At 47.1% G+C, this 12,443-nt stretch carries 11 protein-coding genes; 3 read left to right on the forward strand and 8 right to left on the reverse strand.

Translation table 11 applies throughout. The features are described from left to right. Positions 1–96 precede the first annotated feature (96 nt). The 4 genes from SK3146_RS01040 to SK3146_RS01055 form a co-directional block, all read right to left on the reverse strand. Positions 97–1,014 carry an aminoglycoside phosphotransferase family protein gene (locus SK3146_RS01040; protein WP_249863314.1) on the reverse strand — a complete coding sequence of 306 codons (918 nt, stop codon included), beginning with the start codon at positions 1,012–1,014 and terminating at the stop codon, positions 97–99. Positions 1,015–1,214: 200 nt separating this feature from the next. Further along, the gene (locus SK3146_RS01045; RefSeq protein WP_249863315.1) at positions 1,215–1,790 is read right to left on the reverse strand and encodes a dihydrofolate reductase family protein; all 576 of its coding nucleotides are present in this window, start codon (positions 1,788–1,790) and stop codon (positions 1,215–1,217) included. Between the two features lie 345 nt (positions 1,791–2,135). Continuing rightward, positions 2,136–3,404 (reverse strand): nickel-dependent lactate racemase, encoded by a 1,269-nt coding sequence (gene larA / locus SK3146_RS01050; protein ID WP_249863316.1) that lies wholly within the window; start codon positions 3,402–3,404, stop codon positions 2,136–2,138. Between the two features lie 393 nt (positions 3,405–3,797). Beyond that, a complete protein-coding gene (locus SK3146_RS01055; RefSeq protein WP_249863317.1) occupies positions 3,798–5,018 on the reverse strand; it encodes a cytochrome P450 in 1,221 nt (406 codons plus the stop codon). 399 nt (positions 5,019–5,417) lie between these two features. Between SK3146_RS01055 and SK3146_RS01060 the strand changes: the two genes are divergently transcribed. Then, positions 5,418–6,071 carry a TetR/AcrR family transcriptional regulator gene (locus SK3146_RS01060; protein ID WP_249863318.1) on the forward strand — a complete coding sequence of 218 codons (654 nt, stop codon included), beginning with the start codon at positions 5,418–5,420 and terminating at the stop codon, positions 6,069–6,071. 63 nt (positions 6,072–6,134) lie between these two features. On the opposite strand, the gene SK3146_RS01065 is transcribed toward SK3146_RS01060, so the two are convergent. From SK3146_RS01065 to SK3146_RS01075, 3 genes are read right to left on the reverse strand one after another with little or no spacing between them, the layout of a single operon-like run. Continuing rightward, the gene (locus SK3146_RS01065) at positions 6,135–7,289 is read right to left on the reverse strand and encodes an HlyD family secretion protein (protein ID WP_249863319.1); all 1,155 of its coding nucleotides are present in this window, start codon (positions 7,287–7,289) and stop codon (positions 6,135–6,137) included. 14 nt (positions 7,290–7,303) lie between these two features. Further along, positions 7,304–8,320 (reverse strand): ABC transporter permease, encoded by a 1,017-nt coding sequence (locus SK3146_RS01070; protein ID WP_249863320.1) that lies wholly within the window; start codon positions 8,318–8,320, stop codon positions 7,304–7,306. Next, a complete protein-coding gene (locus tag SK3146_RS01075) occupies positions 8,317–9,057 on the reverse strand; it encodes an ABC transporter ATP-binding protein (RefSeq protein ID WP_249863321.1) in 741 nt (246 codons plus the stop codon). Before SK3146_RS01075 ends, SK3146_RS01070 begins: the two co-directional genes overlap by 4 nt. 244 nt (positions 9,058–9,301) lie before the next feature. Between SK3146_RS01075 and SK3146_RS01080 the strand changes: the two genes are divergently transcribed. Beyond that, on the forward strand, positions 9,302–10,603 hold the full coding sequence (locus SK3146_RS01080; RefSeq protein ID WP_249860363.1) for an IS1380 family transposase: 1,302 nt from the start codon (positions 9,302–9,304) through the stop codon (positions 10,601–10,603). Between the two features lie 251 nt (positions 10,604–10,854). After that, positions 10,855–11,433 carry a TetR/AcrR family transcriptional regulator gene (locus tag SK3146_RS01085; protein WP_249863322.1) on the forward strand — a complete coding sequence of 193 codons (579 nt, stop codon included), beginning with the start codon at positions 10,855–10,857 and terminating at the stop codon, positions 11,431–11,433. Here the strand turns inward: SK3146_RS01085 and SK3146_RS01090 are convergent. Beyond that, a complete protein-coding gene (locus SK3146_RS01090) occupies positions 11,411–12,352 on the reverse strand; it encodes an NADP-dependent oxidoreductase (RefSeq protein ID WP_249863323.1) in 942 nt (313 codons plus the stop codon). The genes SK3146_RS01085 and SK3146_RS01090 overlap by 23 nt on opposite strands. Between the last annotated feature and the right edge of the window lie 91 nt (positions 12,353–12,443).

Here is a 12,443-nt window from a genome sequence, read left to right on the forward strand (position 1 = left end):
ACGAACAAAGAGTGCCGGTCTCGGAATGAGCCGGCACTTTTGCATGATGTTGCTGCTTCTCTTGTCTCTCATACTGTCCGATTGCTGCCCGAATGTTCACTGATCCGACGGTTCGTTTGTCAGCTTTTCATATATACGTTTTCGCAGATCATCAATGCAGTGAAACTCTTCTGGCTTACCAAGGTGCTTGCTGACAACATCTCCGCCGAAATCGTGGATAAGCAGGCCATCCGTGATGATTCCGACAAGCTCTTCTTTGGAATAATCACCGAAATAACCGCGCAGCAGCGCAGAATCGAATTGGAACAATTCGGCCGCAATGTACGCATCCTCGTAAACCTTCGGCGCAAGCACGGCATCTGCAAAGTCAATCATACAGAGCTTGCCTTCATCGGTAATGATAATGTTGTTGCTGTTTAGATCGCCGTGAACATATACTTTCTCGCCGTAATCGCGAGAAGTGATGTAAGTAAGTCTATCCGATCTAAAGTCATCTGGATAAATATCCCATCTCTCAGCACGATCTTCATCGGCGATGGCATCAATGTCATTGAACCGTGGGCAAGGGGTGTTCATTATATCCGTGATTTTGCGAAGCTGCTTTGCTGCTTCAGATTTTTCAATGTGTGTCATGCTTTTCACGGCTTCGCCGAATCCGATCCCATGAACATATTCCATTATCATGTAAGCAAAACGGTATTTATCCTCCACAAAACCATGTGCTATTAGTTTAGGGGAGCGAATTCCGAGCCGATTTGCTCGCTGCATGGAAAACTGTTCTGTCTGTATTTCCGCTGTCTGGTCCATTCCTCCTTCGCGCGGAACGAATATTTTTATAACAAAGTCGCCAGATTTGAAAACAGCATTCGTTGCCGGCGGCAGGTTTTCGAGTTTTGCGGGCGGCAAATTTTCTTTTTGGAATATGAAATTAACAAGAGCAGTAAAAGCGAATAATGACTGAGAGACATGGCTCCAGTCTTGCCAGTTTCCGATTTCTTCATTAAATAGATTCATGGTTCATAGCCCCCTCCTACACTAAAGGTTACTGCTCAATCCTTTAAGGATTTTCCCGCCTGAGTAATGCCCCCGCTATTAATAAGGAAACTTTGTCTTTGCGGGGTCCAGTAATTTGTGACTATAAGAAAACCGCCTTTGTGAAAAGGCGGTTAATTGAGCTATCATCTCCCGTTAGCTAATCACTATAAGCGACAAGGTCATCTTACCGTCTGGTAAACGAGACCTATGGCTCCGGAATCAAAGGTCTTGTTTTCGATTAACTTCAGATTGACCCTCTCCTTGAGCCCTTGGAATAACGGCAATCCCTTACCGATCAGGACGGGAGAAACCGTAATTTTATACTCATCAATTAAATCAAGCTGCATAAGGTGGTGTGCGAGTCTAGGACTGCCGAGGATGACCATATCCTCGCCTGGCTGCTGTTTGAGATTATTGATTTCTTCCTCGACATCTTCTTTCACGAGTCTGGAATTATTCCATTCGACTTTCTCCAGCGTCGTGGAAAAAACGACTTTGGCTGTCTTTTCGATCCACTCGGCATGATCCCATTCATGCTGCGAAGCTGATGGATTCGAGGGCACAGATGGCCAGTAACTGTGCATCATCTGATAAGTCCCGCGTCCCCAAATGACTGTATCGGCGGTACTCAAAATTTCTTTCGCATGTTTCTCCAAATCCGCATCGTAGGAAACCCAGCCAATGTCCATTTCACCATTCGGCCCTTCTACAAAACCGTCAAGCGATGCGTGCAAAAATAGAACGAGTTTTCTCATTTTCAGTTCTCCTTTATTGCTGTGGGATATTACATTACACACTGCATTTTAGCAGAATTCAACTTAGGTTGTTTCTTATGGATTGCTAATCCCATTAACAAGAATAAGCGGAAAGCCGAAGCTTTGTATTCGTGTCGGTGACAGTAACAAAGCGCATTTTACATATTTTTACTATTCGATGAGGTATTCCCGTAGTTCTTATTGTCTATATAACGGAACCAAGCCAAATAATGTTGCAAATGGTTGCAAATATTGGGTTGCAACGCCATTGAAGCGAAGCGGTCCATCCATTTCTTCATTCGGAAAGATATCTTCATCGCTTCACAAGCTTTATGACGAACTTTCCTACTCCCCTTGCACGTAAGGAATCGTCAAAGGTCCCAGCGGCAGCACGGCGACGCTCATGTCGCTGCCGTACCGTTGTCCGAGCCGGATCAACAATGACTCGATATCGTGCACCGGGGTAAACATCGCTTTCCGGATGTCCTCATCCGGGAGAGATGACAGCACATGCACGTCGGCCCACACCTGCACGACCGCCTGCTTCTGTACCTGCCATTGATCGAACTTCTGAAAAGCGCCTTCGTTAATCAGCTGGAGAATTTCCCGCGGCGTCTTCCGAAGCTGAAGAATCTCGGCATAGTTCCCGTGATTGGGAATGCCGTCCGAGCATTCGGCGGCGCAAATAATCGCCCCTCCCTGCTTGACGATCTTATGAGCGGCGCTAATTCCTTTGACCGCCTGATACAAATTCTGGTCGAGAGGATAACCGGAATTGGATGTAATGACGACGTCAAAACGCGCCGGCACGGGAGCCATGGCATGTCTTTGGACAAAAGCGCAGCCTGCCGCATGCGCCTCGAATAATTCTCCCGCAAAGACGCCGGTTATCTCCTTATCCTTATTCAGCGTCACGTTCAGCATGAAATCCGCCGGACACATGCGGTTCACCTCGCCGGCCATTTGCTGCAGCGGGTTCCCCGTCATATTGCCCCAGGTGGCCAAAGGATCTCCGATCATCCGGGCGTTATGGAACGTCATAATCGTTTCAATGCCCGCAATGCCGGGCATGATGCCTTTGGGACCGCCGGAAAACCCGGCGAAGAAATGCGGTTCGATAAACCCGGTTACGATGCGGAAGTCGGCCTCTGCGTATTCCTTATTCAGGTAGACGTCGCAGCCGAAGGAGCATTGTCCCAGATTAACCAGCTCCGCCTTCTCGTGACAGTGGTGATTGATGACGCGCACACGCCTCACGACATCTTCGCCGAGCATCCGCACGAACTCTTCGCGCGTTTGATCGCGGTGCGTCCCCGTGCCGTTAATGATGACGAACTGCTCCGCCGGAACATGAGCAAGCTCTTCCAGCAGCCAGGGTACCAGCTTGTGATTCGGGGTTGGGCGAGTAATATCGCTGATAACAATGACGACCTTATCGGTCCGTTTCACCATGTCGCGAAGAGGACGGACGGCTCCAATCGGCTGACGCAGAGCGTTCAGCACCGCCTCCTTCTCATCGGGCAGCCGACCCAGATGAACCGGTTCAATGACCGTCGCCGTGTCCGGCACCTCCACCTGAAGCTGCCCTCTCCCGTATTGCAAGTAAGCTTTCATGCGAGCGCCTCCTTATTAAAGAATCATCATGATCGCTGCGCCGGGATGCTGCACAACATTTGTTCTCAGCTCGAATCGCTTGAAAGCGCATCCAACTATTTATATTAAAAAGTAACACAACCCATTAGTGAATGTAAACAATTTTTCCAGCTGCAAATAAGTCATAATCACGGCTTAGACTGTAGATTACATCGGCCCTGGTGCTCACGTAACTCCCGGATAATCTTTCCGATCTCATCTTTTCAAGTTCCTATAGATTATTTGGCGTCTCTGCTTTGGTGCTAATTGGGGTCCGCTGACCTAAATAATACGAAAGATCGCCATTTTCTTGATCATGATGAGCGGGAACCGGCGATCTTCTTTACACTATGCGTTAATGGGTAATGAATGGCATTACCTATTACGGTCAAACAATATAGGTAAGTTCTTAAGAGATTGGCCCAACACCGAGTCGGTCAAGTGTTCGGTGACATCGAAACCCTTCACCGGCTGAATATCGGCAAACTGGTTCACAAATGCGGTCAAAGCGATGCGCGCTTCCATACGAGCTAACGGGGCGCCCAAGCAGAAATGCGGACCATTTCCAAAACTGAGATGGTGTTGACTATTCGGACGATGGATATCAAGCTCTTCCGCATGGGCAAATTCGGATTCATCCCGGTTGGCGGCGCCAAGCCATGCAACGACTACTTGCCCTTCCTTCATCTTAGGCCCAAAGACACTGGTATCTTGAGCTACCCTGCGATCCATACTAGCCGTGAAGCGGAAGCGCAACACCTCTTCAATCAAGTTGGGAACTAATGATACATCGGTTCTCAACTCCTGATAAACGCCAGGCTTGTCAAACAGCATACAATAGAATATATTGGAAATTAGTTTTGTCGTCGTTTCATTTCCCGCACCGAGCAGTCCGATCGCAGACATGACCACTTCTTCATCCGTTAATTGTTCTCCATCAAGCTCAGCTTTAGTCAAGTCAGAGATAATGTCATCTACAGCCCGCTTCCGTTTTTCTTGAACGATGGGCAACAAATAGTCGTGAAATTCCTTCATTGCCTGCCCTTTTTGTTTGTCGATATCGACATAAGCTTCTTGATTATAGGGGAGAAAGATGATATCAGACCAGGAGCTAATGAGCCCGCGATCTTTGAAAGGAACACCGAGCAGTTCTGCGATGACAGTCACCGGAAGAGGGATCGCCAGCTTCTCCACAATATCCACAGTGGATTCGCCCTCCAAATCCGCAATCAATTCATCAACAATAGCCTTGATTCGGGGTTCCCACTCTTTAAGGCTGCGGGGAGTGAACGCTTGGGATTGAAGAGCACGGCGTTTTCGATGTTCCGGTGGATCGACAAGATTGATATTACTTCGGTTATCAAAATGCTCTCTGGGAACGGGAATGAGGCTTCGCTGTTTTTTGTTGGAAAATAATTCGTGATCAGACAGTACTCGCTTGGTATGTTCATATAAAAACACATTCCAGACATCCTGCTCAGCATCGTAATAGACAGGGTTGTTCTCCCTCATATCTTTGTACCAAGTAAAAGGTTCCCATTGCGACTGCTTCGACTTTAGTTTCGAAATTTCGTTCAAAATGATATTTTGATTCATTGAACCAGCCCCTCCTTTAAAGAATGAATGTTTTGTTCGTTTTTCTCACTGTTTTGCATGTTCTCATCTTAGACACACGAAGGGCTTGAGGCATTACAAGAATATCCTTACATCTTTTCACTTACATGGAATATCCTTAGCCACATTGTAAGTTATTATGCATTGAGTTTTCGCAAAAGTTCAGCGCCAGTGCGGCTGGTCAGCCCGCTTCTTACTATTCAGGTAATTTTTGAATTTGTTTTCTACCAAATGGGCATACATTATATGAATTCCTATTGCAACGCTATGATTATTAGTTGACGAAGACCGACTTCATTGGTATAACTGTTTTGTCTGAGTAATTACTTACTCTAATGTGAGCTTCCAACTGCTCCAATATTCATTGAAAGGAGAGTTACATTGCAAACTCATAATTTGTTCAAAGAACTTCAATCGCTGCATTCCGGGAAACAAACTGTGAAGCAGAAAAGAATTATAGAAGCAGCCATTGCATTGTTTGCCGAAAAGGGCTACTCAAACACCTCGACCGCTGAAATCGCCAAAGTTGCAGAAGTTTCGGAAGGAAGCATTTTCAAGCACTATGGCAAAAAAGATAAATTATTGATCTCTCTTATTGCTCCTCATTTAAAGGATCTCTTTGCTTCTCAAGCCGATGTAGTGCTTAGTCAATTCACGATCAATGATGGTACAAGCTTTGAAGGAGTCCTAAAGGGAGTTCTAAAAAATCGGGTTGAATTTATTTCGGAGAACAGAGAACTTTTTCAGGTCATTATAAAGGAAATCATATATCAAGAAGAATTAAAAAACGAAATCCTACCATTTATATCAGAGATCATTACACCGCGCCTGACGCTCTTAGTTGAATCGGCCAAGGAACGCGGAGAGCTCGTTGACCTTCCCACCGATAGAATCTGTAATATGCTTTTCACATTCATAGGCGGATTGTTGGCTTCCCGCTTCGTGATATTGAATCAACATTCTATCAGCGACGATGAAATCGAAGATGCCGTACGTTTTGTGATGGAGGGTATTGGGAAGTCTGCGCGGAGCTGATGAAGCAAGCCGACCCCGCATCCGTTGAAACATCAACGTTTGCAGGGTATCAGCAGTTGAAGGCTACGCCGCGGGAAGATGGACGGTAACAATCATTCCCGGGTTGAACTGGATGTCTTCCCCTTTGATGGTGATCTTCACCTTGGTTGTTACATGATTGCCGTCTGCATTCGATTGTAAATCTTTTGGGGTATATTCGTGTTTAAGAGCGATGTAGCTGACCGTGCCTTCGATTGTTTTCTGGCCTGCAGTGATTGTGATTGGCTGATTATAGCTGATTTTGTCCAAATAGGAATCCGGGACATAACACAGCACATAAATATCGTCCGTTTTTGCTATATCAGCAAGATTGGTTCCTATATTAATCACATCGCCGAGCTCAACGTTCTTGCTAGTGATAATTCCGTCCGCCAGCGCCTTGATCGTGTATTGCTCCAGCAAATTTTTGGCCTGATTCCACTGAGCTGTAGCTTGATCCAGATCCGCTTGAGCCATGGCAATGCTCTCCTTCGTATTCCCGCTTTGCAGCAGCTCCAGTTGTGCCTTGGCCGCTTCGTAGCCCGCCGTTGCGGCGCTGATTTCTTGCGGTCGCGGACCTTTTTCCAGCTGAGCTAACTGGTCTTTTGTCGCTTCCAACTGAAAACGGGCCACGGCGGTTTGTTTCTGGGTCGTGTTCAGCTTGTAGGCGGAGCTATCCAGATCCTCCTTGCTTAGCTGTCCCTCTTGATATAAATTCAAAGCTCGGTTATGCTGGGCCGTTACGTAATCCAGTGTGATTTGCGCGGCATTGAAGGATTCCTCGGCAGCTGAAACATTGGCTTTTCCTTGTTCAATCTGGTCCGCCTGGCTGCCTGCCAGCAGAAGCTCCATCTGCGCTTTGGCCGCATCGGCCTGAGCCTGAGCCTGCTTTATTTGCTCAGGTCTTGTTCCTGCATTAAGCTCTTCCAGCTTGGCTTTCTTCATAGCGACTACGGCTTCTAATTGCTCGGCAGCATATTTTTGGTTCGCCGGATCGATCACAGCCAGGATGTCTCCTTTTTTAACCGGCTCTCCCTGCCCTTTATTCATCTCGATAATTTTGCCGGCCACCGTGCTGACCGCGGACATTTTATTGAATTCGACGCTTCCTTTAATCTCCGTTCCGGCGCTGCCGGTTCGCAATGAGCAGCCTGACAGCAGCAGAACCATAACGATACTTAACGCCGCTCTTTTTTTCATTCGCGATCCTCCTCTTAGATTGAACGATATCTTTTGAGAACCAATACATTAGCGACGATAAAGAACAGACAGATCCCCGCGAGCACGAACACATCATTCTGTATGTCGTACCATCCTTTACCACGAATCATAATGTTTCTCAAGGCATCCGCTATATAAGTCAGCGGCATGAAACGGCCCAACGCCTGAAGCCAGGGAGCCATAGTACTAACGTCAAGCAATCCCGAGAAAAAAACTTGCGGAACGATGACAATAGGGATAAACTGAATCATTTGCAGTTCATTGTTCGTAAACGCAGATATGAAAATGCCGATAGTCAGCGAAACCATAGCGGTCAGCACGGTAATCAGCAGCACAAGAGCAAACGATCCGACCATAAATAGATGAAGCACATAGACGGAGTACAGCGAGATCAGCGCCGACTGTACAATGGTGAACACGCCAAAGCCCAGTACGTACCCCACTACGATTTCCCATCTCCGCAGCGGCGTCGCCAACAGACGTTCCAGCGTGCCGGTAGTTCGTTCTCCCAGGAATGAGACTCCCGCAATTAAGAAAACAATAAAAAAGACGAAAAAACCGATAAGAATAGGGCCGAAATTATCAATAGAAGACATGTTGGCATAGCCGTAGACATAGGTAATATCCGGCTTCATTAACGGAAGGGACTGCTGCGTGAGCTTTTGAACCAGCATAAGAACGGCTTTGCTCTTGCTCGGATCGCTTCCCTCCAACAGAACATACGGAGCTCCGTTCTTAAAATTGATGACCGCATCCAGCTGCGAATCGCGAATGCTTTCTTCCGCCTCCCCTTCCGAATAAAATGTTACCTTCGCATCCTCATTTTCCAGAATCGTAACGAAGCTCTGCGGCGCATTGACGATTCCGATCTTGGGGTGGTAATCCGATCCGCCGAAAATGAGGGTCATGAAAGTCATGATGAGCATCGGAGCGAAAATCATCAATGCCATCGTTCGCTTATCATGCTTGAGCTGAATCAGAATGCGAATCATGATTGCGCGGACTCTCATTTGGCCGTACCCCCATAATACAAAAACGCTTCTTCAATGGTGTTGGAGGCTGTTGCGTTCTTTAATTGCTCCGGAGTACCGAACGCGATCAACCTTCCCTCTCGAATCATGCCGAGTGTGCTGCAGTTCTCTACCTCATCCATGACATGAGTCGTAACAATAAGAGTAGTTCCCTGCTGGTTCAACTTCTTGAGCTCCTCCCAAATGGCCCTTTTTAGAATCGGATCAATCCCGACGGTCGGCTCATCCAATATCAGTATGGGAGGCTCGTGCATGAGGGCGATAGCAAGGGAAAGCCTGCGCTTCATCCCCCCTGAATAATGCTTGACTTGTTTTTTGAGGTGGGCGGATAAATCGACAAGCTCCATGACTTCGTTCATGCGTTGTTTTTGCTTCGATCTGGAAAGTTTGTACATGGACGAAAAGAACACGATGTTCTCCGCGGCCGTCAAATCGCCGTACAGCGCATCCGATTGGGCCATATAACCGATCTGATTCATCACGGCAAGCTTCGGCATCTTTTCGCCAAGCACATAGACCTCGCCGCTATTGGATTGATCGACGCCGTTGATCAGCTTGATAATGGTGGATTTGCCGGAGCCGGATGGCCCTAGCAGTCCAAGAATGTCTCCCTCCGATATTTGTAAGCTGATATCGTACAGCACCTGCTTGCTCCCGAAGCTTTTATTCACGTTCTTCAGCAGAACACAAGAGGATATGGGATTCGCGTTGTCCATAGGTCCCTCCTTAGAAATAGGCAAAATGAATAAATGAAGGCAAAGTGAGTATGTACTCATTATTCAATATTAACATAGGACAACCGCTTTTGAGAAGTGAGTAATTACTCAAAGTAGTGCATTGATTGTTTTTTATCCTGAATTTCGAAAGTACGATCGTCTAAAAATATAAAAAGGGTTCCAAATCTTTGGTAGAATGGTGTTTGCGAAGACAACATCACCCAAAGAGAGGAGCACCCTTTAGATGAAGTCTACCACAGACGTTAGCAAAATCAAGAGTGAATTTTCGCTACAAAACGCCACGAGTTTCGGAGGCGTCAAAATCTTCCTGGCCTATCTTGAAAAAATCAAGCTCGCCGAGGCCATGCAGGACCTCTCCGGTGGTAAAGCGCACAACGCCATTTTCCCTGTTCATCGCATCCTGCTCTATCTCATCATTGGTTGGACGCTCGGTTGCGAGCGAATGTTTCATTTCCGCAAACTGCAGCACGATGCGCTGCTCCGTCGCTTTCTTGGCGGTCGCCTACCGCATCATAGCTTGCTGTATAAGGAGCTTGGGAGACTTGGCCGGTCGTGTCCGTCACTGCCGGATGAACTGCGGAAGCTGAATCAGGGGATCATCGCACCTTGCTTGCCCCATGGCCTTATTCTCGATCTGGATTCCACGGTGGAAACGGTCTATGGCGATCAAGCCGGCGCGGCCAAGGGCACGAATCCGCACAAGCCCGGACGAAAAAGTTACCATCCCCTGCTGGCCTTTGAAGGAAAATCCCGCTTGAATCTGAATGCCGTCCTGCGGCCAGGTAACACGCACTCTTCTACGAACGCCGCCGACTTTCTAAAACAAACTTTCGATCTGCTCGGCGAACGCAAAGTGAAGTATGCCCGATTTGACAAGGGCTTCGGCGGCGAAGACTTCTACCGACTTTGGGAAAGCAACAACATTGGCTATGTCGGCAAACTCAAGTGGACAAAGCGTCTGGCTAAAGAAGTTCGGGCCTGCCGCTATTGGACTCGCTATGTCGACGAAGAGTGGATCATCGAAGGCATTACCCTAATCTACAAAGCGACATCTTGGACAAAGTCTCGGTGTATAGCGATTATTCGCAAAACCCAGGTGTTCGAACACGGCCAAGGGCGCATTGTGTTCGATGAGGACTGGCAGTATGAAGCCCTTGTAACTAATCTGGAATGGGCACCGATTGATTTGTGGCGCTTCTACAACCAGCGCTGCTGTATGGAAAACTACATTAAGGAAGCGAAGAACGGCTTTTCCATGGACCGCATCGCCACCAGCGAATTTGAAGCCAACACGCTCGACCTCCTGATTAAGCTGCTGTCCTACAACTTGTTCGAACGCTTCAAAAGCGATTGCTGCGAACCGGTACATCAGCGCTATACGATTGCCAGATTCCGCTTGGAGTTTTTTCATTGCGCAGCAACGCTCGTTCGGCACAGTCGATCAGTTGTGCTCAAGCTGATCAAGGATTTTGGCAACCAACACGCTTGGAAGCGTATCGAAGCTAAAGTGGTTCAATTGGAATGACACTTCCCAACATTTCACATGGAAAACGAAAGTGCCTCTTCACTGGGGAGGGGGCAGTTATCCTCATGTGGCTAAGTCGTTCAAATCCCGCTGGCACTATCTCCATTTTTTTACTTTCAGTGAACCGCTCATCGAAATTTTCCGCCGCATTCTTATGCGCTTTCGAAATTCAGGTTTATTACTTATACTACAATATAATAAAAAAACGGCTAGACTATCATTGCAGCGTTTAAGAAAGGTAAGATTATTTTATGACAGAAACCATGCATGACCGGATGGTTGCAAGAACACGGCAACTACTTAAAGAAACCCTGCTTCTCATGATGGAAGAAACAGGGTTCAGCGATGTAACCGTCCGAGACTTGACGCTGAAGGCAAACGTAAATCGGGGTACGTTTTACCTTCATTATCGGGATAAATACGACTTGATCGAACAAATGGAAGATGAATTACTTGTTGGATTGCAGAAGAACATGAACTCCCTAAATTATCAAGAAATGCTGGAATGCTCTAAACTAAATATTCCCTATTCTCCTTTAGTGGAAGTTTTTCAGTATTTGAAAGCGAATGGACGGATTTTAAAAAGCTTATTGGGCACCAAAGGAGACCCTGCTTTTTCACACAAGCTGAAGCTGTCTTTGAATAACGGCATTTTTGAAGTGTTGAATGATCGTATCCATGATCCCTCCATCCCTAATGCCTATGTTTCTGCTTTTGCAACTTCAGCTCTTCTCGGTATTATAGAATATTGGCTGAATAACGAAATGCGGCAAACCCCCGAAGAAATAGCGCTTATTTATTTGAAGATCAAATTTTATCATCTACAATAACGAGGACTTTTCCGCGCGTTTGTCCCACTTTCTCATGGGCAGCCGCAAGATGAAGTAATGGTAGTTTTTCCGTGATCACCGGCTTAACATGTCCCTCGTCTACTAGCTCGGCGATTTGGGCCAGTTGCCGTGCATTTCGTTGTACGGCCATTCTCACCGTATTGACCGTTAATTTCTTGGCAAGGTCTTCATCCGCCGGATGTAAAGCTGTGACAAGCGTGCCGCCTTGTTTGAGCACATGCAGCCATTTCGTCACTTCGTCTGAACTCAGTGGTGAAAGATTGAAAATCACATCCACCTTCTCGGTTAGTTTCTCTTCAACGGATTCATGGTTATAATCGATGATCTCGTCGATCCCCAGCTCTTGAAGGGTGGAGAAGCTTCTTTCGGAAGCCGTACCAATAACGTAAGCGCCCTTCCATTTCGCAAGTTGAACGGCCATAGACCCGACACCGCCGGCGGCAGCTGTAATCAGCACACGTTGGCCCGATTGAAGATGGCCGTGATCGAACAGACCTTGCCAAGCTGTCATCGCCCCGCTTGGAATGGCGGCAGCAGCTTGTAAGTCTATATTTGCAGGTGCAAGAGCAACATCCGCAGCCTTGCTGACCACATACTCTGCGGCTCCCCCGTTTCTCAGCATGTCGAGAAAAGCAAACACCCGATCCCCTACTCGCAGTTCTGTAACCGATCCCCCTATTTTCTCAATGACGCCGGATACGTCTACGTTTGGAATAAATGGCAATGCTAAAGGCAGAACCTCTTTCAGAGCCCCCATTCTTAACATGGCGTCTGCCGGATTAAAAGCGGTCGCCGAAACTTTAATCAACACTTCGTCTGACTTGACTTCCGGAATTGGAGCTTCCTCGTAACGAAGAACTTCCGGTCCCCCATATTGATGATATCGCACTGCTTTCATAACATGCTACACCTCTGCTTTTATCGAATTTTTCACTCAACAACATGTTGATTATTACTCGAAGTTCATTTTATAATGCTTGCTTTTCCAG

It is taken from the genome of Paenibacillus konkukensis (genome assembly GCF_023523925.1).
In the GTDB taxonomy this organism is placed as follows: Bacteria; Bacillota; Bacilli; order Paenibacillales; family NBRC-103111; genus Paenibacillus_S; species Paenibacillus_S doosanensis.

Bases quoted from the DNA above. Each gene is read 5' to 3' on its own strand.
- SK3146_RS01085 (WP_249863322.1), top strand. From the start codon at position 10,855: ATGACAGAAACCATGCATGACCGGATGGTTGCAAGAACACGGCAACTA.
- larA (WP_249863316.1), bottom strand. From the start codon at position 3,404: ATGAAAGCTTACTTGCAATACGGGAGAGGGCAGCTTCAGGTGGAGGTG.
- SK3146_RS01075 (WP_249863321.1), bottom strand. From the start codon at position 9,057: ATGGACAACGCGAATCCCATATCCTCTTGTGTTCTGCTGAAGAACGTG.
- SK3146_RS01070 (WP_249863320.1), bottom strand. From the start codon at position 8,320: ATGAGAGTCCGCGCAATCATGATTCGCATTCTGATTCAGCTCAAGCAT.
- SK3146_RS01040 (WP_249863314.1), bottom strand. From the start codon at position 1,014: ATGAATCTATTTAATGAAGAAATCGGAAACTGGCAAGACTGGAGCCAT.
- SK3146_RS01055 (WP_249863317.1), bottom strand. From the start codon at position 5,018: ATGAATCAAAATATCATTTTGAACGAAATTTCGAAACTAAAGTCGAAG.
- SK3146_RS01090 (WP_249863323.1), bottom strand. From the start codon at position 12,352: ATGAAAGCAGTGCGATATCATCAATATGGGGGACCGGAAGTTCTTCGT.
- SK3146_RS01045 (WP_249863315.1), bottom strand. From the start codon at position 1,790: ATGAGAAAACTCGTTCTATTTTTGCACGCATCGCTTGACGGTTTTGTA.
- SK3146_RS01065 (WP_249863319.1), bottom strand. From the start codon at position 7,289: ATGAAAAAAAGAGCGGCGTTAAGTATCGTTATGGTTCTGCTGCTGTCA.
- SK3146_RS01080 (WP_249860363.1), top strand. From the start codon at position 9,302: ATGAAGTCTACCACAGACGTTAGCAAAATCAAGAGTGAATTTTCGCTA.